Genomic DNA, 19,533 nt, shown 5'->3' on the forward strand with positions numbered 1-19,533 from the left:
GCTCACGAGGTCGTCGTGATCCGGAAGACGGGGTGATCGGGAGCGGCCGCCAGGATCTCCGCGTCGGAGGACTTGGCGGTCACGCCCTGGAAGTACTGGTTGACCTCCCAGCCCCAGCGCTCCAGGTAGGTCCGCAGCACCCGCAGCTTCTCCTCGTCCGGGAGCTCCTGCGCGGTGAACGTGCGGACCTTCCGGCCGACGCGCAGCTCTCCGCCGCCGGCGGCGCGCATGTTGCGGACCCACTGGGAATGGCCGCGGGCGGAGACCAGGTACCGCACCCCGTCCAGCTCGTGCGGGTTCACCGGGATGCGCTGCATCCGGCCGCTCTTGCGGCCCCGGACGGAGAGCTCGGCCGAGCCGAGCAGGCTGATGCCGTGGCGGGCGAGCCAGCCGACGACGCCGTTGAAGCGGATCGCGAGGGGGCTGCCCTGGAGGTAGTACGGGGTGGACGCCATCGAAGCTCCTCCGAAGATTCGTGAGCGGCGCTCTCTTCTGTGAGCACTGCTCTCGCTTGAGACCAGTGTGCACGGATCGCCGCACCGAAGCAAGAGCGGTGCTCTCGATTTAGTGCGGTGCTCTGAAGGTGGCACACTGCTCTCCATGACCAGCGTTCGAGGAGCCCGCGCCCGCGCCCGTATCGAGATCACCAGCGCCATCAAGGACGAGGCGCGCGCCCAACTCGCGGCCGAGGGCGCCGCCAAGCTCTCGCTGCGCGCCGTCGCCCGCGAGCTCGGCATGGTGTCGTCCGCGCTCTACCGGTACTTCCCCAGCCGCGACGACCTCCTCACCGCCCTCATCGTCGACGCCTACGACGCCATCGGCGCCGCCGCCGAGCAGGCCGACGCCGAGGTGGTCCTGAGGGCCGGCGCCCAGGCCGGCGTTCGGTCCGGCGCCCAGGCCGGCGTTCGGTCCGCCGCTCAGGCCGGTGCCGCCCCGCACGACCACCTCGACCGCTGGACCGCAGTCTGCCGCGCCGTCCGCTCCTGGGCCGTCGCCCACCCCCACGAGTACGCCCTGATCTACGGCTCCCCGGTCCCCGGCTACTCCGCCCCGCAGGACACCGTCGGCCCCGCCTCCCGCGTCGGCCTCGTCCTGATCGCCATCGCCCGCGACGCCCTCGCCACCGACGGGATCGCGCTGCCCCCGCTCCCGCCGGAGCTGCGTCCCGAGGCGGAGCGCCTCGCCGCCGACGCGGCCCCCGACCTGCCGCCCGCCCTCGTCGTCGCCCTCGTCGCGGCCTGGTCGCAGCTCTTCGGCCTCGTCTCCTTCGAGGTGTTCGGGCAGTTCAACCGCATCGTCGAGGATCGCGAGACGTTCTTCACCGCCTCGGCCGCCCGCCTCGCTCGCGAGGTGGGCCTGCTGCCGCGAGCCCGGCAGAATAGGCGAGCCACTCCTTAGGGCTCGGTGGACGAGCCGGCTAGCGTGCCACGCGGTAGCGGAGGTAGACGACTTTCGAGGTGAAGGTGCGGGTCTCGACGAGTTCGAGATCCACCCGGCGCTCGCGTCGGGGAAAGAACGGGATGCCGCCGCCGACCAGTACCGGGTAGACCATGGCCCGGTACTCGTCGATCAGACCCAAGGAGGCCGCCTCGGCGGCGAGGGTCGCGCCGCCGATCGCGATGTCGCCCTCGCCCGGCTCGGCCCGCAACCGCTCGATCTCCTCGGCCAGGCCGCCGGAGGCCAGGCGGGCATGGCCCTGCACCGCCGACAGCGTGGTGGAGAACACCACCTTCGGGAGCGGGTTCCAGAGCGCGGCCCACTCGAGCATCGAGTCGTCGAGCGAGGGGTCCTGGTCGGCGGTCTCCCAGTACAGCATCGTCTCGTACAGCCGTCGTCCCAACAGGTGAACGCCGACCTCTCGTATCTCGTCGATCCAGAAGCGAAAGACCTCCTCGTCGGGGGCCGTCCAGTCGAAGTCGCCGTCCGGCCCGACGATGTAGCCGTCAAGTGAGACGTTCATCGAATAGGTCACCCTGCGCATCGGAAGCCCTCCTCGGTAACGGGTTCGACAGTAGGACCGCCGCACGCCGCAGAACTCATCGCGGCTCGCGGTATTCCCTGGGCCGAGTCGCCGCACGAGACCATTTCGTCGAGAAAACCTCACACCCCAGGTCGTCGCAAACCGTCACCGCGTTTCCCGCCCTGTCACCAGGCTGCGGCGGTGGCCTCAACAACCTCGTCTCCTGACTCCACGGCCGGCCCGGAGACCGGGCACGGCTGGAGTCCGGAACGCTGCTGCTGGAGTCGATTGGCGTGCGCCGCCGGATACCCGTGGAGGCGATCGAGCGGGTGGAAGCGCGGGGCCCGAAGGGCCGCACGCTCGCCGTCGTGCTGACCGCCGGCGAAGCGGGCGAGCCGACCGCGTACGCCCTGGCCTGTCGCAGCGGACATGCGGTGGACGCGTTCGCCAAGGCGCTGCGCGCGGCGCTGCCGGTTCGGGACGCCGCGCAGCCGCGTACGAACGGAGCGGGCGGAGATCGCGTACGACCGGCTGGCACCCGAGTCCGCCCAGGCGGGCCACCGGACGACGCGGCGAACACCCCGAACACGCGGGACACCCCGGGCACCGAACATGCCGGACACCCCGCACACCGCTCAGGCCGCCGGGGCCCGTCCCACCATCTCCGTGACCCCGCCCAGGAGTGCCGGATCCTGGCGCAGGATCCGTTCGTGGAGCGTGCGCAGAGCGGGTCCGGGGTCGGCGCCCATCGCCTCCGCGATCCTGCCCCGCGCCTCCTCGTACGCGAGCAGCGCATCGGAGGAACGCCCATCCCGGTACAGGGCCGGCATCAACAGCGCCACCGGCCGCTCCCGCAGCGGATGCGCCGCCACCAGCCGTACCAGTTCGTGCCACACTCCTCGTACCAGCCGAGCGCGACGCCCCCTTGCAGGCGCGCTTCCAGGGCCAGCATTCGCTTCTCCGCCCAGCGCCGTCGCTCGGCCTCCAGGTACGGCCCGGGCAGCCCCTCCGCGTACTCGCCGCGCCACAACGACTCGGCCCCGACGGCCAGTTCACCGGCGCGACGCAGATCCCCCGCCTCGCGCGCCGCGACCGCGCCCCGCACCCACTCCGCCCGCTCGCGCAGATCGTCGATCCGGGCCCCGTCCAGCCGGTAACCGCTCCCCGTCCACACGGGCTCGGGACCCGCCTCGCCCAGCGCGCGGCGCAGCCCGGAGACGTACTTCTGGACGAGATTGCGTACGTGTACGGGGGGTTCGGCGCCCCACACGGCGTCGACGAGGCTTCCGTACGCCATCGACCGCCCGTCGAGGTGCAGCAGGACGGCGAGTACGGCCCGCTGCTTCGGCGGTCCGAGCGGGAGCTCCTCGCCGGCGCGCAAGGCCCGCAGCGGTCCGAGGAGTTCGAAGCGGATCGTGTCGGCCATCCGTCGAGCCTATCCCGGGCCTTCGTCCCCGCCGGGTGTCCGGCGGATCTTCCAGCGGGTCTTCCAGCGGGTCTTCCAGCGGGTCTTCCAGCGGCCGGTCAGCGGGCCGTCCGAGCGTGGCCCCATGCAGCAAGAACCCCGACCGAAGCCGACCCCCCTTGCGCGCCTCGGCCGCCTCGCCGTCCGCCGCAGCCGTGCCGTGCTCCTCACCGCCCTGCTCCTCTTCCTCGGCCTCGGCGTCTACGGCGCCGGCGCCCAGGCCGGCCTCGACCTCGCCCGCTGGGACGCGCCGGGCACCGAGTCCGTCGAGGCCGCCCGCGTCCTGCGCGAGGACTTCTCCACCGGCAATCCCAACCTGGCCCTTCTCGTCACCGCCCGCGGCGGCGACATCGACGACCCGGCCACCGCCCGCGCCGCGCGCGCCCTCGCCGCCGAGGTCGCCGCACTGCCGCACGTCACCCACGCCCAGGCCTACTGGGACGGCGGGAGCCCCGCACTGCGCTCGAACGCCGGCAGCCGCGGCCTGATCCTCGCCCGTCTCGAAGGCAGCGCCACGGACACCCGCGCCCTACTCGCCGTCTTGTCGCCCCTTCTGAGCCGCACCACACCCGAACTCACCGTCCAGGTCGGCGGCCAGGAGGAGATCTCCCGCCAGGTCGGCGAACAGGCCCGCACCGACTTCCTCACCGCCGAGGCGCTCGTCCTGCCCGCCGTCCTCCTTCTCCTCATCCTTGTCCACCGCCGTACCGCCGCCGCTCTGATCACCGTGGGCACGGGGCTGCTCTCGGTCGTCGGCACACTTGCCGGGCTGCGCCTCCTCGCCCAGGTCACGCCGGTCTCCACCTTCTCCGCGAACATCGCGCTCGTCCTGGGGCTCGGCCTCGGCATCGACTACAGCCTCTTCCTCATCACCCGCTACCGCGAGGAACGCGCCGCCGAACTCGCCCGCCTCCCCGGCGTGTTCCGCGTCGAGCCGCCCACGTACGGGAGGAGCGGCGCGGCCCTGCTCGCCGTCGTCCCCACCCAGCAGGCGATGTACGGGGACGTGCCCGCGTTCGTCGAGCGGATCCGTACCACCGACGGCCCGCCCGGTGTCCTGGTCGGCGGCTACCCGGCCGAGACCGCCGACTTCCGCACCACCCTCCTCGACCGGCTGCCGCTCGTCATCGGCCTCGTCCTGGCCGCGACCTTCGTCATCCTCTTCCTCCTCACCGGCAGCCTCCTCCTGCCAGCCAAGGCCACGGTCCTCAATCTGCTCAGCCTGTCGGTGATGTTCGGCTGTCTCGTGTACGTCTTCCAGGACGGCCACTTCGCCTCGCTGCTCGGCTTCACGCCCACCGGCTCGATCGAGCCGAGCATCCCCGTCCTGATGTTCTGCGTCGTCTACGGCCTCTCCATGGACTACGAGGTGTTCATGCTGGCCCGCATCAAGGAGGAGTACGAGCGGACCGGCGACACCGAACGGGCCGTCGTCGCCGGCATCCGCCGCAGTGCCCCGCTGATCACCGCCGCCGCCGGCATCCTGGCCCTGAGCTTCGCCGCGTACGCGACCGGCGGTGTCGTGTTCCTCAAGGAGCTGGGCGTCGGCACCGCCCTGGCGGTCCTGGTCGACGCCACCCTCATCCGGGTCGTGCTCCTGCCCGTCGCCATGCGTCTCGCCGGCCGCGCCAACTGGTGGGCTCCGGGACCGCTGCGCCGCCTGCACCGCCTCTTCGGCCTGAGCGAGGAGCCGAGGAGTCCGAGGAGCTCGCGGACACCGGAGGGCGTACTCCAGCGGGAGTACGTGTGATCACCACGCCCGGCTGACGCCCGCGCGGCCCGTCCGCGTCTAGCGTGGCGTGCATGGACGAACAGCGGACACACGGCCACGGCGGTCCGCCCTGGGCGCGCGGCGCGCGGGGCGGACCGCCGTGGCTGCGGGAGTGGGCGGACCGCGATCCCGGCACCGGACTGCCCTGGCGCTCCACCCTTCTGGTCGCGGTCGTCCTGCTGGTGGGCTCCGGGTTCGCGGCGAGGAACCAGCCGGACCGGGAGTCGCTGGACGCCCTCGGCCGCGCGCTGCTGCTCGTCGGGGCGGCCCTGCTCCTGCTGCGGCACCGCCATCCGGTCCCGGTGGTCTTCGCGACCACGGCCGTCACCCTGGGCTACTACGGCGCCGGATACCCCTACGGTCCGGTCTTCCTCGTCGTCGCCGTCGCCTGTTACGCGGTGATCGTGCACGGCCACCGACGGGCGGCCTGGTGGGCCGTCGGCCTGCTCTGGACGGGCCATCTGCTGATCGCCCACTGGCTCTACCGCTACCTGCCGCCCGGCGACGACGGGCCCGGCCCGTGGGGGCAGGAGATCCCCGTCGCCGCCTTCGTCGTCGCGGTCCTGGCCGCCTCCGAACTGGTCCGGGTCCGCCGCGAGCAGTGGGCGCAGCAGCGTGCCGAGCGCGCCGCGGCCGAACGGCGCCGGGCCGACGAGGAGCGGTTGCGGATCGCCCGCGAGCTGCACGACGTCCTCGCCCACTCCATCTCCGTGATCAACGTCCAGGCGGGGGTGGGCCTCGCGCTCCTCGACACCGACCCCGAGCAGGCCCGCACCGCGCTCACCACCATCAAGGCGGCCAGCAAGGAAGCCCTGGGGGAGGTACGGCAGGTGCTGGACACGCTGCGCGCGCCGGGAGACGCGCCGCGCACCCCGGCCCCCGGCCTCGACCGGCTCCCCGAGCTGGTCGAGCAGGCGGCGTCCGCCGGACTGACCGTGCGCACGGCGACCGAGGGAGAACGGGTGGCGCTGCCGCCCGGCACCGACCTCGCCGCCTTCCGGATCGTCCAGGAGGCGCTGACCAACGTGGTCCGCCACTCCGGCTCCCGTACCGCCCGTGTCGTGGTCGGCTACGGCCCCGGCCGACTGGACCTCCGTATCGACGACGAAGGGCCCGCCACCGGCGGCGACGCGGGCGGCAGCGGCAACGGACTCGCCGGAATGCGGGAGCGGGCCGCCGCGCTCGGTGGCACGATCGAGGCGGGCACCCGCGCGGACGGCGGTTTCCGGGTGCACGCCGTCCTCCCCGTCCGCCCGAAGGAGACGCCGTGAGCCCTCGTCCGAGGAGACCGTGTGAGCCACCGTCCCGAGGCCCCGTGAACCCCCGTCCCCAGGAGACCCCGTGATCCGCGTTCTGCTCGCCGACGACCAGTCGCTGGTGCGGGCCGGGTTCCGCGCGCTCCTGGACGCCCAGCCGGACATCGAGGTGGCCGGGGAGGCCGCCGACGGCGAGGAGGCCGCGACCAGGGCGCGCGAACTGCGCCCGGACGTCGTCCTGATGGACATCCGGATGCCCCGGGTCGACGGCCTCGCCGCCACCCGCCGGATCACCGGCGACCCGGAGCTCGGCGCGGTGAAGGTGGTCATGCTGACCACCTTCGAACTCGACGAGTACGTCTTCGAGGCCATCCGCTCCGGCGCCTCCGGCTTCCTCGTCAAGGACACCGAGCCCGAGGAGCTGCTGCGGGCCGTGCGTGCGGTCGTGGACGGCGACGCGCTGCTCTCGCCCGGGGTGACGCGGCGGCTCATCGAGGAGTTCGCCGCCCGCTCCAAGGCCCCCGTCGGCGCGACCGGTCTCGACGAACTCACCGAACGCGAGCGGGAGGTGATGGCTCTGGTCGGCATCGGCCTCTCGAACGAGGAGATCGCCCGGCGGCTGGTCGTCAGCCCGCTGACCGCCAAGACCCATGTGAGCCGCACGATGGTGAAGCTGGGTGCGCGTGACCGAGCCCAACTCGTCGTCCTGGCCTATGAGTCGGGCCTGGTGCGCCCGGGCTGGCTGGGCTGACGAACGTACGGGACACGGCTACGGGTGCGGGTCCTGGTACGGGTGCGGGTGCGGGTGCGGGTGCGGGTGCGGGTCCTGGTACGGGTGTGGGCGCGGCCTCCATGGCCGCGCCCACACCCGCAGCAGGACCCGTGTCCTTCCGTGCCGTCGTCAGTCGCGGGCCGCGACCGGCTCCGGCGCCGTCTTCTCGGTGGCGGAGCCGGCCACCACCAGGGACTCCCGCTTGCGGCGCGTGCGGAGCCCCGGCAGCGTGACCAGCAGACCGGCCAGGGCGATGACCGTGACCACGGTCAGACCCGGGCGGAAGCTGTCCAGGACCGCCTGCGGGGAACCGCCGTCCTCGGCGCCGCCCGCCGTGATGACGGCGGTGATCACGGCCAGGAAGATGGCCCCGCCCACCTGGATGGAGGTGTTGAGCAGGCCGGAGACCATGCCCTGCTCGTGGTCGTCCACGCCGGTGGTGGCCTGGATGTTGAGCGAGGGGAAGACCAGGGCGCAGGCCGCGCCCAGCAGCAGCATCGAGGGCAGGATGACGGCCGCGTACTGCGGGGTGAGCGAGATCCGCAGGAAGAGCGCGTACGAGACCACGAGGAGGGTGAACCCGGTCGCGATCACCCGGGGTGTGCCGAAGCGGTCCACCACCGTACCGATCTTGGTGGAGGAGAGCGCCACGAGCACGCCGGCGGGAAGGAACGCCAGTGCCGTCTGCAGCGCCGACCAGCCGAGCAGCGACTGCATGTACTGGGTCACGATGAACTGGAAGGCGACGTACGAGCCGAAGAACGCCGCCGCACCGAGCTGGGCCCGCACCTGCGATCCGGAGCGCAGTACCCCGAGCCGTACCAGCGGACTGGGGCTGCGCCGCTCGATCACCACGAAGGCGGCCAGGAGGACGGCGGAGGCCAGGAAGGAGAGCAGCGTACGGGCGGAGGCCCAGCCGACCTCGGGTGCCTGGACGACGGTGAAGACGAGCAGCAGCATCGCGGCCGTGCCGGTGACGGCGCCGGGCAGGTCGTAGCCGCCGCGCGCGTCCCCGCGGTCGCTGTGCGGGATCAGCCGGAGCGCGAAGACGAGGGCGATGAGGGCGACCGGCGCGGGCAGCAGCATGGTCCAGCGCCAGCTCAGCTCGGTGAGCAGGCCGGAGAGGACCAGGCCCATGGAGAATCCGGTCGCGGCGCAGGTCGTGTAGATGGACAGGGCCCGGTTGCGCTGCGGGCCCTCCTTGAAGGTCGTAGTGATGATCGACAGGCCAGCCGGTGCGGTGAACGCGGCGCTGAGGCCCTTGATGAAGCGGCTGGCGATGAGCAGCGGCCCGGAGTCGACGAGCCCGCCGAGGAGGGACGCGAGGGCGAAGACGGCGAGGGCGATCAGGAAGACCCGGCGGCGGCCGAGGAGGTCGGCGGCGCGGCCCCCGAGGAGCAGGAGGCCGCCGTACCCGAGGATGTAGCCGCTGACGATCCACTGCAGGGTGGCGGTGGACAGGCCCAGGTCGGTGGCGATGGAGGGCAGGGCGACGCCGACCATGGAGACGTCGAGGGCGTCGAGGAACATCGCGGCGCAGAGCACCAGCAGGGTGCCCCACAGGCGGGGACTCCAACGTTCCTGCGACGGGGGAGCGGTGAGCGGAGAGGTCATGCGCAGCACAGTACATGCGCATGCATTGAGTGCAAGCGCATTTAATTCCGATGCAACAAAGTGGGGCTTCTCTGCTAACGTGCGGTCATGGCAGCGTCTGCGAACAAACCCGAACGCGCGCTCGTACAGGAGTGGCGGGACGTTCTCGCGCTGCACGCCCGGACGATGTGCGAACTCGACCGCGCGCTGCATCCCTACGGACTCGGTGCCAGCGACTTCGAGGTTCTCGACGTCCTGGCCGAGGGAGCGCCGGCGGACGGTGGGAAGGCCTATCGGGTCCAGGAGCTGGCGGGCCGCGTGCACCTCAGCCAGAGCGCGCTGTCCCGGCTCATCGCCCGTCTGGAGAAGGACGGGCTCGTCGTGCGCGGGATGTGCGCGGAGGACCGGCGGGGCGTGCGCGTCGAACTGACGGACGCCGGCCGGGAGCGGCACGGGGAAGTGCTGCCGATCCAGCGCGCCGTGCTGACCCGGATGCTTCAGGCGGACTCCTCCGGCTCTGCTACGACCAGGTGATGGCGGAGTTCGCCCGCCACAGCCGGGCGAGCGACGCGTCGCCCGTCACATGGACCGCGGAGTCCGGCAGCCGGTTCCAGAGCGTCAGACAGAGGCGGTCGGCGGGGCCGCTCAGCTCGCAGTCGGCCGGGCCCACGTCGTCGAGCGTGGTGTGCGGTGCCTCCGGCGACAGCCGTACGGTCCACACGTCCTCGGTGTCCGTCGCCCGTACGCGCAAGGTCCGCGGCTCCGGTGTCCGCACCCGGCTGCGGTCGCGACCGTGGAAGGCGCGCAGGAGTTCGTCGATCCCGTCCGCCGCGACCCTGGGATCGATCGGGCCCGGGACGCCGGCCGGCAGGGCCGATTCGGCGTCCGCGCGGTGCACCGTCGTCTCGTGCGCCTGACGGCGCGCCCAGAAGGCGAGCGGGGAGGGGGCGGGCAGGAACGTCCAGCACTCCAGGGTCTCGGGCGCCGCGCGGAGGGCGGCGAGGAGCCGGGTGTGGCCCTCGCGGTAGTGCGCGAGCAGCTCCTCGCCGTCGAGATCCGGCTCGCCGCCGTCGGGGTGGTAGGAGGTGTGGCCCTCCGTGACGAAGGCGGTCGCCCAGCGGTGCACCATCGTCGTGTGGCGCAGGAGGTCCCGGATCCGCCAGCCCGGGCAGGTCGTCACCGGGGCGTCCGCACCCGCCTCGGCGGCGGCGTCGGCCAGAGAGCGGCCGGCGGCCTCGAGAGCCTCGATGTGCTCGCCGGTCTTCATCGTCTCCGCGCTGTCCATGGTGCGGATTCTGTCAGTTCGGGCCGCTCGGCGGCGGCTCGTCCGCACGGCGGACACCCCTGCGCCGGAGCGGCCGGAGCGCGGCCCCGGTGGGCGAGGCTCAGGGGGTGTCTCGCCGATATTGAACGAACGCCTGGACCAGCGCGGACACGGTCAGGTCGGGTGCCGGCCTGGCCGTGGTGTGCGGACGTGGATGGTTCGTCGTCCCCTCCTCGTGGAGGGCGCGGCCCCGCCGCCCGAGGCTTCGCCCGTGCGCCGGGCTCGCGGTGCGGGATGAGTCCGGCTGGTCAACCCGCCTCGGGGACGCGGGCGTTGCGGGCCGCGTAGCCGATCACGGCTGCGCCGGCCGCCAGGACGGCCACGGTGGTCAGGGCGACGGGGAGCGAGAACCAGTCGGCGAGGAAGCCGATCGAGGGCGGGCCGAGCAGCATGCCGCCGTAGCCGAGGGTGGACGCGGCGGCGACCCCGCTCGGACCGGCGAGCGCTCCCGCGCGCGCCACGGCCACCGGGAAGATGTTGGCGAGCCCCAGGCCGGTCACCGCGAAGCCCAGCAGTGCGGCCCAGACGCTCGGCGCGAGGGCGCCGAGCAGCATGCCCGCGGCGGCGGTCGCCCCGCCCGCGACGAGCGTGCGGGTCTGGCCGAGCCGTTCGAGCAGCGCGGTGCCGGAGAGCCGGCCGACGGTCATCGTCAGCGCGAAGAGCGAGTAGCCGGCGGCGGCGACGCCGGGATGCGCGTGCAGGTCCTGCTCCAGGTGGAGCGCGCCCCAGTCGGCCAGGGCGCCTTCGCCGTACGCCGTGCACAGCGCGATCACCCCGAAGACGACGACGAGGCCGCGTGAACCGGCCGCGCCCCGGGGTCGGTCGGCGGAGGTCGGGGTCTGCTCCGGCGGGGCGGGGGAGGGGCGTCGGAGCAGTACGGGACCGGCGGCGGCGGTCAGGAGCAGACCCGCGACGGTGAGGCAGAGGAGGTGCGTCGTGGGGGAGAGGCTGCCGGCGACGAGTCCGCCGAGTCCCGCGCCGAGCATGCCCCCGAGGCTGAACGCGGCGTGGAAGCTGGGCATCACGGGCCGGCGCAGCGCGGCGACGAGGTCGACGGCCGCGCTGTTCATGGCGACATTGATGCCGCCGTACGCGGCGCCGAACAGAAGCAGGACGAGGCCGAGCGCGAAGGGGGTGTGGGTGAGCGCGGGCAGGGCGATGGAGAGGGAGAGCAGGACGCCGGTGACCACCGTGACGGCGTGGCTGCCGTAGCGCCGGCAGAGGCGGCCGGTCAGCGTCATGGTCACCACGGCGCCGGCCGACACGCCGAGGAGCGCGAGCCCGAGGTCGCTGGCCGAGGCCCCGGTCTGCTGCTTGATGGCGGGGATCCGGACCACCCAGCCGGCGAAGAGGAAGCCGTCGAGGGCGAAGAAGAGGGTCAGGGCGGAGCGGAGGCGGGACAGGGAGCGGGCGGTGTCTCCGCCAGGGCCCCCAGGAACGGCCGTCCGTACTTTGTTTAGTAGCGGCACAAACTCAGGATAGGGGTCTGGAGGGGAGGTTTTCAACCACCCGTACCGGCAGCGGCCTGCGCGCGGCGAGCCCGACCCCCGGGGAGGACCTATGCCGCGGCCCCGGCCTTCTCGCCCCGGTCGCCGGATCTCGCGGGCTTCCGCTCCAGGGACGCCCGCACCAGGGCCGCCGCCAGGGACGGGAGCTCCTTGCGGGGCACCAGGTCCGCCAGCGCGTCGGCGTCCGTGGGCAGATGGGCACGGCGCGCGCCCTCGAGGGCGCGCCGGTCCAGATAGGGAGCCACTTCCGGCCAGATTCCCTGCACCTCGCGCAGGAAGATGTCCGCTCCCGCCGGGCCGATGCCCGGCATCTCCCGCAGCGCCGACCGCAGGGCGTCCACGTCGCCGTCCGCCGCCTTCCGCATACGGCGCAGATCGCCGCCGTACTTCGCGAGCACCAGCTCGGCCTCCTCGCCCAGCTGCGTCGCCGTCCGCTCGTCGTATCGCCGGTAGCCGCCTTCGCCGAGCGCGTCGACCCGCTGCTGCCAGCTCGCGTCCCGCATGCCCTGCGGGCGGCGCATGCCGGCGGCGAACAGCGCGGCGGCCGCGTCGATCGCCGTCGAAGCGCGGATCCGGGCGCTCAGCAGATGGGCCAGGACGAGCAGCTGGTACAGCGGCTGCGGGGTGTCCTTGAGCCGGATGCCGGCCTGCTCGGCGTAGGTCGCCCGCCCCTGCTCCGCCAAGAGGTCCCGTACGTGTGCTGCCGCGTCGGAGCGTGCCATGACGCCTCCCGTGACGCCTCCGGTGAGGCCTCCCGTTTCCCAGGCCTGCCGTTTCCGCCCGCGCCGCTACCCACCCGCACGCCCGGCAAACCGTGTCACCCCCCGATCATGGGAGACTCGCACCCATGAACGGCAAGGCGACGACGATCAGGACACGGCTGGACAGGGGGCGCGGCGCGCTCGGGCCCGCACTGGAACTGGTGCACACGGGCCGTGCGCCGACCCGCGCCGTGCTCACCGCCGAACTCGGTGTCACCCGTGCCACCGCCGGCGCCGTCGCCGCCGAGCTGGAGGCCCTCGGCCTCATCCGGGTCGACTCCAACCCCGGCGCCGCCGCCGGGTCCCAGGGGCGCCCCTCGCACCGCCTCACCGTCGACGACAAGGGCCCGGTCGCCCTCGCCGCACAGGTCCACGCCGACGGCTTCCGTGCCGCGCTCGTCGGCCTCGGCGGCACCATCGTGGCGACCGCGCCCGGCTGTGTCACCGTCTCCGCCGATCCCGCGCAGGTCCTGGGCGCCGTCGTCGACGCCGGCGCCACCCTCCTCCGCGAGAGCGGGCGCCGCTGCGTCGGCGCGGGGCTCGCCGCGCCGTCGGCCGTCGCCGAGCCCGAGGGAACCGCCCTCAACCCGCTCCACCTCGCCTGGCCGGCGGGTGCACCGGTACGGGAGATCTTCGCCGAACGGGTCCGCGCCGCGGGCATCGAGGGCCCCGCCTTCACCGGCAACGACGTCAACCTCGCCGCGCTCGCCGAGCACCGCCACGGCGCCGGCCGCGGCGCGCGGGACCTCCTGTGCGTGGCCACCGGCCACCGCGGCGTCGGTGGCGCCCTGGTCCTCGACGGCCGCCTGCATACCGGCAGTTCGGGCCTCGCGCTCGAGGTCGGGCACCTCACCGTCAACCCCGAGGGCCGCCCGTGCCACTGCGGCAGCCGCGGATGCCTCGACGTCGAGACGGACCCGCTGGCCTTCCTCACCGTCGCCGGACGCGACCCGGGGCCCGAGGTCTCACTGCTCCAGCAGGCGCGCGACCTGCTCCGCACCAGCCCGCACGACCCGGGCGTACGGGCCGCCACGGAGGAGCTGATCGACCGTCTGGGCCTCGGCCTCGCGGGGCTCGTGAACATCCTCAACCCGGACCGGATCATCCTCGGCGGTCTGCACCGCGAGCTGCTCGACGCCGATCCGGACCGGCTGCGCGCGGTTGTGGCGGACCGGAGCCTGTGGGGCCGCAGCGGCGGTGTGCCGATCCTCGCCTGCACTCTCGACCACAACAGCCTCGTCGGCGCGGCGGAGTTGGCCTGGCAGCCGGTGCTCGACGACCCCCTGGCGGCGCTCGGTCGGCCGGAGGCCTGACACCGGCGGCGGGGCTCCGAATTGAGTGGCCCGGTGCCCCCGGACGAACTAGCGTTCCCGCCATGACCGACACTGACCTGGATCTTCCCCCGCGCCTCGGCAGCCTCACCTTCCACGGGCCGCTCTCCGAGGCCCGCGCCACCCGCATGATCGAGCGGCTCGCCGCGAACTCGCCCGCCACCGTGCTCGACATCGGCTGCGGCTGGGGCGAGTTGCTGCTGCGCGTCCTGGAGAGCGCGCCCGGGTCGACCGGTGTGGGCATCGACATCAACGCCGAGGACCTTGCCAGGGGACGGGTCCTCGCCAAGGAGCGCGGGCTCGCCGAGCGCGTGCGGTTCGTGGAGGAGTCGGCGTTCGGCACCACCCGCGGGCCGGTCGACGCGATCCTCTGCCTCGGCGCGAGCCAGGCCCTGTGCGACCCCGAACAGCCGCACGACCCGGCCGCCGCGCTGCGGGAGCTGCGGCGTCTGGTCAAGCCCGGCGGCCGGGTCGTCCTCGGCGAGGGCTTCTGGCAGCGGACTCCCACACGGGACGAGCTCGCCGCGATGTGGCCCGACGCCCAGCCGGGCGACCACCTCCTCCTGGGGCCGCTCGTGGACCTGGCGATCGAGGCCGGCTTCCGGCCCGCGTGGATCGAGACGGCGAGCGTCGAGGAGTGGGAGGAGTTCGAGTCCGGCTACCGTCACGAGACCGAGGTCTGGCTGGCCGGCCACCCCGACCACCCGCTCGCGGCCGAGACCCGCGAACGCGTCGACCGTCAGCGGTCCACCTGGCTGAACGGCTACCGGAACCTCCTCGGCATCGCCTACCTGACCCTCGTCCCCGTCGGCTGACCATCCCGCCCGCCGCACCCGCCCGCCGCACCCGTACGTCGCACTCGTGCGCCGTGGGGGTACGGCGCGGTTCAGCCCTGGCCCGCGCGCCCCAGGGCGGCCCGATCCGGCGACGAGGCGACGTACAGGACCTGGAACCGCTCGCCCGCCCCCGCCGCCGTGTCCGCTCGCGCCCCGGCGTCCCCTCCCGCCGCCGTGTCCGCAGGCACCTCATCTCCCGTTCCCGCCCAGAGGGTGAAGTGCAGAACTTCCCAGTGGCGCGGGTCGACGGCCACCGCGCTCGCCACCACGCCCTCCGTCGCCGCCTGCCGCTCGTGGCGCGCGAGTGCCTGAGCCACCGCCTCGGCGGGCGCGACACCTTCCGGCACGGGGACCTTGCGGCGCGTCGCGGTCCGTGGCGTCGCCGAGGACGCGGGCCCCTCCGCGTACGACAGTCCCACCCAGTGCTGCACCACCGGTCGGCCGAAGTCGTTCACGATGCCTTGGAAACCGGGGCCCCACAGGAAGGAGTTCATCCCTTCCGGCGTGGCCCAGAGGTAGAAGGGGGCGTACTGGTTCACCGGAGAGCCGTCCTCGCGCTCCCGGAGCAGATACGCCTTGAGACCGAGCCCGGGGAAGTCGTCGAGCAGATGCCCCTTGCTCGCGACCCGCTTGCGGATGATCTCCATGTCGTAGCCGGCGGGGAGGGTGATCTCGTACTGCATGGCGTGCATCGGGCGTCTCCGCTTCTCTCGGGTGGGCTCAGGCGGGGCGGGGCGACAGGAGGGCGAGCAGGCCACGGACGGCCGTGTCGAAGGCGGCGGGGGAACCGGCGGCGCGGGACAGCACATAGCCGCCCTGGACGGTCGCGACGATCGTCGCCGCCACCTCGACCGGGTCGAGCGGACCCACCAACTCACCGCTGTCCAACCCCTCTTGTATGATCCCGGCGAGCCGCCCGCGCAGCCAGTCGATGGTCTCGTCGACCGGGGCGCGCAGTTCCTCGCTCGCCATGACCTCCGGGTCCATCGTCAGCCGCCCGAGCGGACAGCCGCGCAACACCTCGCGCTCGCGGAGCAGATACGCCTCGATGCGGGCGCGGGCCGGACCCCCGCTCCCGAGCGAGGCCTCCGCCGCCGCCCGCAACTGCTCCGCCGTGCGACGGATCGCGGCCAGCGCCAGATCCGGCTTGCCGGCGAAGTGGTGGTACATGCTGCCCTGCCCTGCTCCGGCGGCCTGCTGGATCGCCTTCGGGCTGGTTCCGACGTACCCGCGCTCCCAGAGCAGCTCCTGGGTGGCCTCGATCAGTCGTTCGGGCGTGGTCATGAAAGCAGTGTACATACTAGTAGGTACAGAGGGTGCGGAAGCCGGGAAGCGGTGGCAAGGACAGGGCGGGAGGAGCTCTGCGCACCCGCCGTACTCCCCACGGCGTACGGACGAAGCCGCCGGCTGCAGGACGACCCGACCCCCCTCGTCGCGCGAGTCTCGAAGCATCGACACGCGAAGTCGAGACACATCGACACGCGAAGTCGAGATGCGAAGCATCGACACAGCACGAGGAGCTGACCGACCATGAACACTCTCGCCCACGCGGGCCCCGGCCCGTGGGTCCTCTTCTTCCCCCTCGTCTGGGCGGCCGTGATCCTCACCGCGGTCACCGTCCTGCGCCGCACCGGATGGCGCGGCCGCCGGGGCTCCGGCCCCGGCCCCGGCCCGGCGTACGACGAGCAGTCCCCGATCGCGCTGCTCGGTCACCGCTTCGCGGCAGGAGAGATCGACGAGGACGAGTACTGGCGCCGGCTGACCGTCCTGGAGGAGCAGTTCGGCCGCACCGCCGGCCCCAAGGGACGTACGGCATGACCATCCAGGCCGCCGCCGCGTCATCGCCGCCCCGCCACGCGTGAAGGCCCTCGTCGCGGGCGGGCCGGGCACCCCGGCCGGCCGTCAGCCTGCGAGGGCCGATCGGGCGGCGGCGGCGGTGGCAGGGGTGCGGACCGGTGCTGCGGGGGTGCCGAACGGGACGCCCTCCAGGCCGGTGCCGTGTGCGCCCCCGAACCGGGTGTGGCCGGCGAAGGGGCCGTCGGTGGTCGCGCCGTACACGGCGTGCGAACGGGACGGGACCGCCACCGCGGGCGTCGGCGCCGGGAGGGTGAACCAGATGACCTTCCCGTTCTCGCCGTGCGGACGGATGCCCCAGCTCTCGCTGACCGCCTCGATGATGGCCAGACCGCGTCCCGAGGTGGCCAACTCGTCGACGTCGCCGTGCCCGGACCGTCGGCTGCCGTTGATGTCCGGTATCCGCGGGTCGTGGTCATGGACCGATACCGTGAGGCGGTCGAGCAGCAGCTCGATCTCCACGGTGCACATCTTGTCCGGCTGTGCGTGCCGGTGAACATTGGTCAGCAGCTCGGTGACACCGAGCGCCGCATGGTCGATCAACGCATCGAGATGCCAGTAGCGCAGATGCGCCGATACGATTCTGCGGACCTGACCGATCCGCGACGGCAGGGCCTGGAGCTCCACCGTGCAGTGCCTGCGTGGCTCGCTGATCACGGCTGCGACTCCCCGAAGTAGGTCCGGAAGAAGACGAAGGATCGGATCTGGACATGCGCTGCGCGGCGGCGGGCTGGGTCACAGCGTCACCGCCGGTAAACCCTCGGTGAGGTGGTTCCAGCCTGAACCAATGGTGACCGAGTCGCAACTCGCCGCGACCGGCCCGCTCCGAATCGACCCGGTCAGCCGCTCACCGGTCCTTCGTCGCCCTCTTCAGGGCGTCGAGGAACCGCCCGGGGCCCGACGCGCGGTCCTGCGGCCTGTCCATCGTGAGGCGGTAGCGCGTCCCGTTCACCGTCGCCACCGTCTCGTCCGGCTTCGCGAACCAGGGCCGTCCGGCCCGCACCGAGGCCACCGGGGCGCTGTCGATCTCGCTGCCGTAGCTCGTCAACAGGGACAGCCGACCGTCCTCGATCCGGACCTCGCCCGCCCGCGTCAGAGAGCGGGGCCAGCGCTCGATCCGTACTCCCGTGGCAGTGAACTCCGGCTCAGCCATGTCACTCCCCCCTTCGCACCGTTTGTTCCGACCAGTGTGCCGGGCGCGCGGCGGGTACACCAGAGGCCCTCCTGCAAGGGACTCCTATGGACCCCCAAAGCGAACGTTTGCCCAGGTGAGGGAGTTATCGTCACCAGTGGGAGAACGGCGCGGAACGGCCGACGACAGGAACGAGCGACGCATGAGCACCACGGAGAACGCCACCGAGAACGCCACCGAGAGAGCTGGGGGGAGCGCCGCGGAGAGCAGCGCGCCGACGGCGACCGTCGACGTCGACCGTAGCGACCCGGCCTACCGCGCCTGGCTGAAGGAAGCCGTCCGTAAGGTCCAGGCCGACGCCAACCGATCGGCCGACACCCATCTCCTGCGCTTCCCGCTGCCGGAGAAGTGGGGCATCGACCTCTATCTCAAGGACGAGTCGACCCATCCCACCGGCAGCCTCAAGCACCGCCTCGCCCGCTCCCTCTTCCTCTACGGCCTGTGCAACGGCTGGATCCGGCCCGGCAAGCCCGTCATCGAGGCCTCCAGCGGCTCCACCGCCGTCTCCGAGGCGTACTTCGCCAAGCTGATCGGCGTGCCCTTCATCGCGGTGATGCCCCGCACCACCAGCCCGGAGAAGTGCCGGCTGATCGAATTCCACGGCGGTCAGTGCCACTTCGTCGACGACTCGCGCAAGATGTACGAGGAGTCCGCCGCCCTCGCCGAACGGACCGGCGGCCACTACATGGACCAGTTCACCTACGCCGAGCGGGCCACCGACTGGCGGGGCAACAACAACATCGCCGAATCGATGTACCAGCAGCTGAAGCTGGAGCGCTATCCCGAGCCCGCGTGGATCGTCGCCACGGCCGGCACCGGCGGCACCTCCGCCACCATCGCCCGGTACGTGCACTACATGCAGCACGACACCCGTATCTGCGTCGCGGACCCGGAGAACTCCTGTTTCTTCGACGGCTGGACCCACAACGATCCCCAGGCGACCGCCGACTGCGGCTCCCGCATCGAGGGCATCGGCCGCCCCCGCATGGAGCCCAGCTTCGTGCCCGGCGCGATCGACCGGATGATGAAGGTCCCGGACGCGGCCAGCGTCGCCGCCGTCCGCGCTCTGGAGGCCGCGATCGGCCGCAAGGCGGGCGGCTCCACCGGTACCGGACTGTGGAGCGCCCTGAAGATCGTCGCCGAGATGGTCGAGCACGGCCGCACCGGCAGCATCGTGACCCTGATCTGCGACCCGGGCGACCGCTACCTCGACAAGTACTACTCCGACGCCTGGCTGGCCGGACAGGGCCTGGACATCGCCCCCTACACCGCCGCTATCGACCAGTTCCTGGAGACGGGAGTCTGGCCGGAGTGAGACGCCGGTCGAGCCGGCGCATCGCGTCGCGGAACGACATGCCGACGCCCGGGCGCGCCAGGCGCATCGCCAGCACAAGCGCGGGCGGTCCGTCGGCCGCCATCGTCCAGCGGACCCGTGTACCGCTGCCCACGGGGGAGAGGACCCACTCCTCCAGCATGGCGCGGACGCCCGGCGCGTTGGTCTCGTCCACCCGGTAGACGTACCGCCTGTCCGGCTCCCGGGACATGATCGTCTCCTGGAAGAGGACACCGCCCCGCAACCGGACCGTCCGCCCCGCGCCACCACTGGTCGGCGTCGCCGAGACGACGGCCCGGAACCAGGAGGGCCAGCTGCCCACCTCCTCGGCCAGCGAGCGGTGGACGGCGGCGGGCGGCGCCGCCAACTCGGTGGTGAACACCAGGCGTACGGGCGCGGAGTCGGCGAAGCCAAGCTCCACGGGCTCGAGCCGGCGTGCGGGACGGCGTGCGGGACCGCGTGCACGTCGGCGCGCGGGTAGGTGGGGCGGTCGACGTGCCATGGTCCGTACCTCCGGGGGTGAACGGCTGGTGCGGGGCCACCACACCCTAGCTGTCGTACCGTCAGATGTCCGCCC

Annotated in this window: 21 protein-coding genes and 1 pseudogene; 9 read left to right on the forward strand and 13 right to left on the reverse strand. The window is 72.9% G+C overall.

What is annotated here, in order from left to right:
- Positions 1 to 2: 2 nt before the first annotated feature.
- Positions 3 to 455: a nitroreductase family deazaflavin-dependent oxidoreductase gene (locus J7E93_RS18445; protein WP_215070808.1), complete on the reverse strand. Its 453-nt coding sequence runs from the start codon at positions 453 to 455 to the stop codon at positions 3 to 5.
- Between the two features lie 145 nt (positions 456 to 600).
- Here J7E93_RS18445 and J7E93_RS18450 point away from each other — a divergent pair, with 145 nt between their 5' ends.
- Positions 601 to 1,398 (forward strand): TetR/AcrR family transcriptional regulator, encoded by a 798-nt coding sequence (locus J7E93_RS18450; protein WP_215070811.1) that lies wholly within the window; start codon positions 601 to 603, stop codon positions 1,396 to 1,398.
- 19 nt (positions 1,399 to 1,417) lie between these two features.
- Here the strand turns inward: J7E93_RS18450 and J7E93_RS18455 are convergent, their stop codons facing one another.
- The 3 genes and pseudogenes from J7E93_RS18455 to J7E93_RS18470 all read right to left on the reverse strand — a co-directional run bounded on the left by J7E93_RS18455 (position 1,418) and on the right by J7E93_RS18470 (position 3,386).
- Positions 1,418 to 1,981 (reverse strand): dihydrofolate reductase family protein, encoded by a 564-nt coding sequence (locus J7E93_RS18455; RefSeq protein WP_215070813.1) that lies wholly within the window; start codon positions 1,979 to 1,981, stop codon positions 1,418 to 1,420.
- Between the two features lie 164 nt (positions 1,982 to 2,145).
- The gene (locus J7E93_RS18460) at positions 2,146 to 2,391 is read right to left on the reverse strand and encodes a hypothetical protein (protein ID WP_215070816.1); all 246 of its coding nucleotides are present in this window, start codon (positions 2,389 to 2,391) and stop codon (positions 2,146 to 2,148) included.
- Between the two features lie 204 nt (positions 2,392 to 2,595).
- A pseudogene (locus J7E93_RS18470) lies at positions 2,596 to 3,386 on the reverse strand (BTAD domain-containing putative transcriptional regulator).
- A 124-nt stretch (positions 3,387 to 3,510) separates the two neighbouring features.
- On the opposite strand from J7E93_RS18470, the gene J7E93_RS18475 reads away from it, so the two are divergent.
- The 3 genes from J7E93_RS18475 (at position 3,511) to J7E93_RS18485 (ending at position 7,203) form a co-directional block, all read left to right on the forward strand.
- Positions 3,511 to 5,175: an MMPL family transporter gene (locus J7E93_RS18475; RefSeq protein WP_251066721.1), complete on the forward strand. Its 1,665-nt coding sequence runs from the start codon at positions 3,511 to 3,513 to the stop codon at positions 5,173 to 5,175.
- Between the two features lie 53 nt (positions 5,176 to 5,228).
- Entirely contained in the window at positions 5,229 to 6,467 is a 1,239-nt protein-coding gene (locus J7E93_RS18480; protein ID WP_215070824.1) for a sensor histidine kinase, read from the forward strand.
- A gap of 70 nt (positions 6,468 to 6,537) precedes the next feature.
- Positions 6,538 to 7,203 carry a response regulator transcription factor gene (locus J7E93_RS18485; RefSeq protein ID WP_215070827.1) on the forward strand — a complete coding sequence of 222 codons (666 nt, stop codon included), beginning with the start codon at positions 6,538 to 6,540 and terminating at the stop codon, positions 7,201 to 7,203.
- Between the two features lie 150 nt (positions 7,204 to 7,353).
- On the opposite strand, the gene J7E93_RS18490 is transcribed toward J7E93_RS18485, so the two are convergent.
- On the reverse strand, positions 7,354 to 8,838 hold the full coding sequence (locus J7E93_RS18490; RefSeq protein ID WP_215070830.1) for an MFS transporter: 1,485 nt from the start codon (positions 8,836 to 8,838) through the stop codon (positions 7,354 to 7,356).
- A gap of 87 nt (positions 8,839 to 8,925) precedes the next feature.
- Here J7E93_RS18490 and J7E93_RS18495 point away from each other — a divergent pair, with 87 nt between their 5' ends.
- Positions 8,926 to 9,351, forward strand: a complete 426-nt coding sequence (locus tag J7E93_RS18495; RefSeq protein ID WP_215070833.1) for a MarR family winged helix-turn-helix transcriptional regulator — start codon at positions 8,926 to 8,928, stop codon at positions 9,349 to 9,351.
- On the opposite strand, the gene J7E93_RS18500 is transcribed toward J7E93_RS18495, so the two are convergent.
- The 3 genes from J7E93_RS18500 to J7E93_RS18510 form a co-directional block, all read right to left on the reverse strand.
- Positions 9,338 to 10,084, reverse strand: coding sequence for a maleylpyruvate isomerase family mycothiol-dependent enzyme (locus tag J7E93_RS18500; RefSeq protein WP_215071018.1), 747 nt, complete (start codon positions 10,082 to 10,084; stop codon positions 9,338 to 9,340). The genes J7E93_RS18495 and J7E93_RS18500 overlap by 14 nt on opposite strands.
- Positions 10,085 to 10,389: 305 nt before the next feature.
- Positions 10,390 to 11,610: an MFS transporter gene (locus J7E93_RS18505; protein WP_215070836.1), complete on the reverse strand. Its 1,221-nt coding sequence runs from the start codon at positions 11,608 to 11,610 to the stop codon at positions 10,390 to 10,392.
- Positions 11,611 to 11,699: 89 nt separating this feature from the next.
- Positions 11,700 to 12,371, reverse strand: coding sequence for an endonuclease (locus tag J7E93_RS18510; RefSeq protein WP_215070839.1), 672 nt, complete (start codon positions 12,369 to 12,371; stop codon positions 11,700 to 11,702).
- Between the two features lie 125 nt (positions 12,372 to 12,496).
- Between J7E93_RS18510 and J7E93_RS18515 the strand changes: the two genes are divergently transcribed.
- Entirely contained in the window at positions 12,497 to 13,723 is a 1,227-nt protein-coding gene (locus J7E93_RS18515; protein WP_215070841.1) for an ROK family protein, read from the forward strand.
- A gap of 62 nt (positions 13,724 to 13,785) precedes the next feature.
- Entirely contained in the window at positions 13,786 to 14,556 is a 771-nt protein-coding gene (locus J7E93_RS18520; protein WP_215070844.1) for a cyclopropane-fatty-acyl-phospholipid synthase family protein, read from the forward strand.
- 71 nt (positions 14,557 to 14,627) lie between these two features.
- Here J7E93_RS18520 and J7E93_RS18525 read toward each other — a convergent pair whose 3' ends face one another.
- Both J7E93_RS18525 and J7E93_RS18530 read right to left on the reverse strand, forming a co-directional pair.
- Complete coding sequence (locus tag J7E93_RS18525; protein ID WP_215070847.1) at positions 14,628 to 15,269, reverse strand: DUF4865 family protein; 642 nt, start codon at positions 15,267 to 15,269, stop codon at positions 14,628 to 14,630.
- A 28-nt stretch (positions 15,270 to 15,297) separates the two neighbouring features.
- Positions 15,298 to 15,876 carry a TetR/AcrR family transcriptional regulator gene (locus tag J7E93_RS18530; protein ID WP_215070850.1) on the reverse strand — a complete coding sequence of 193 codons (579 nt, stop codon included), beginning with the start codon at positions 15,874 to 15,876 and terminating at the stop codon, positions 15,298 to 15,300.
- Between the two features lie 231 nt (positions 15,877 to 16,107).
- Here J7E93_RS18530 and J7E93_RS18535 point away from each other — a divergent pair, with 231 nt between their 5' ends.
- Positions 16,108 to 16,395 carry an SHOCT domain-containing protein gene (locus J7E93_RS18535; protein ID WP_215070853.1) on the forward strand — a complete coding sequence of 96 codons (288 nt, stop codon included), beginning with the start codon at positions 16,108 to 16,110 and terminating at the stop codon, positions 16,393 to 16,395.
- Positions 16,396 to 16,479: 84 nt separating this feature from the next.
- On the opposite strand, the gene J7E93_RS18540 is transcribed toward J7E93_RS18535, so the two are convergent.
- Both J7E93_RS18540 and J7E93_RS18545 read right to left on the reverse strand, forming a co-directional pair.
- Positions 16,480 to 17,088, reverse strand: a complete 609-nt coding sequence (locus J7E93_RS18540; RefSeq protein WP_215070855.1) for an ATP-binding protein — start codon at positions 17,086 to 17,088, stop codon at positions 16,480 to 16,482.
- A 190-nt stretch (positions 17,089 to 17,278) separates the two neighbouring features.
- The gene (locus J7E93_RS18545) at positions 17,279 to 17,584 is read right to left on the reverse strand and encodes a hypothetical protein (protein ID WP_215070858.1); all 306 of its coding nucleotides are present in this window, start codon (positions 17,582 to 17,584) and stop codon (positions 17,279 to 17,281) included.
- Between the two features lie 181 nt (positions 17,585 to 17,765).
- Here J7E93_RS18545 and J7E93_RS18550 point away from each other — a divergent pair, with 181 nt between their 5' ends.
- Entirely contained in the window at positions 17,766 to 18,938 is a 1,173-nt protein-coding gene (locus J7E93_RS18550) for a PLP-dependent cysteine synthase family protein (protein WP_215070861.1), read from the forward strand.
- Here J7E93_RS18550 and J7E93_RS18555 read toward each other — a convergent pair.
- Complete coding sequence (locus J7E93_RS18555) at positions 18,898 to 19,377, reverse strand: SRPBCC family protein (RefSeq protein WP_308368711.1); 480 nt, start codon at positions 19,375 to 19,377, stop codon at positions 18,898 to 18,900. The genes J7E93_RS18550 and J7E93_RS18555 overlap by 41 nt on opposite strands.
- Positions 19,378 to 19,533 lie beyond the last annotated feature (156 nt).

Origin of the sequence: Streptomyces sp. ISL-36 (assembly GCF_018614205.1) — a bacterium.
Classification (GTDB): Bacteria; Actinomycetota; Actinomycetes; order Streptomycetales; family Streptomycetaceae; genus Streptomyces.

What these genes read in the sequence shown, in the direction of transcription:
- J7E93_RS18490 (WP_215070830.1), bottom strand. Translation starts at nt 8,838, where the DNA reads ATGACCTCTCCGCTCACCGCTCCCCCGTCGCAGGAACGTTGGAGTCCC.
- J7E93_RS18535 (WP_215070853.1), top strand. Translation starts at nt 16,108, where the DNA reads ATGAACACTCTCGCCCACGCGGGCCCCGGCCCGTGGGTCCTCTTCTTC.
- J7E93_RS18445 (WP_215070808.1), bottom strand. Translation starts at nt 455, where the DNA reads ATGGCGTCCACCCCGTACTACCTCCAGGGCAGCCCCCTCGCGATCCGC.
- J7E93_RS18545 (WP_215070858.1), bottom strand. Translation starts at nt 17,584, where the DNA reads ATGGCTGAGCCGGAGTTCACTGCCACGGGAGTACGGATCGAGCGCTGG.
- J7E93_RS18520 (WP_215070844.1), top strand. Translation starts at nt 13,786, where the DNA reads ATGACCGACACTGACCTGGATCTTCCCCCGCGCCTCGGCAGCCTCACC.
- J7E93_RS18525 (WP_215070847.1), bottom strand. Translation starts at nt 15,269, where the DNA reads ATGCACGCCATGCAGTACGAGATCACCCTCCCCGCCGGCTACGACATG.
- J7E93_RS18515 (WP_215070841.1), top strand. Translation starts at nt 12,497, where the DNA reads ATGAACGGCAAGGCGACGACGATCAGGACACGGCTGGACAGGGGGCGC.
- J7E93_RS18495 (WP_215070833.1), top strand. Translation starts at nt 8,926, where the DNA reads ATGGCAGCGTCTGCGAACAAACCCGAACGCGCGCTCGTACAGGAGTGG.
- J7E93_RS18510 (WP_215070839.1), bottom strand. Translation starts at nt 12,371, where the DNA reads ATGGCACGCTCCGACGCGGCAGCACACGTACGGGACCTCTTGGCGGAG.
- J7E93_RS18450 (WP_215070811.1), top strand. Translation starts at nt 601, where the DNA reads ATGACCAGCGTTCGAGGAGCCCGCGCCCGCGCCCGTATCGAGATCACC.
- J7E93_RS18460 (WP_215070816.1), bottom strand. Translation starts at nt 2,391, where the DNA reads ATGTCCGCTGCGACAGGCCAGGGCGTACGCGGTCGGCTCGCCCGCTTC.
- J7E93_RS18500 (WP_215071018.1), bottom strand. Translation starts at nt 10,084, where the DNA reads ATGAAGACCGGCGAGCACATCGAGGCTCTCGAGGCCGCCGGCCGCTCT.
- J7E93_RS18480 (WP_215070824.1), top strand. Translation starts at nt 5,229, where the DNA reads ATGGACGAACAGCGGACACACGGCCACGGCGGTCCGCCCTGGGCGCGC.
- J7E93_RS18530 (WP_215070850.1), bottom strand. Translation starts at nt 15,876, where the DNA reads ATGTACACTGCTTTCATGACCACGCCCGAACGACTGATCGAGGCCACC.
- J7E93_RS18475 (WP_251066721.1), top strand. Translation starts at nt 3,511, where the DNA reads ATGCAGCAAGAACCCCGACCGAAGCCGACCCCCCTTGCGCGCCTCGGC.
- J7E93_RS18455 (WP_215070813.1), bottom strand. Translation starts at nt 1,981, where the DNA reads ATGCGCAGGGTGACCTATTCGATGAACGTCTCACTTGACGGCTACATC.
- J7E93_RS18550 (WP_215070861.1), top strand. Translation starts at nt 17,766, where the DNA reads ATGAGCACCACGGAGAACGCCACCGAGAACGCCACCGAGAGAGCTGGG.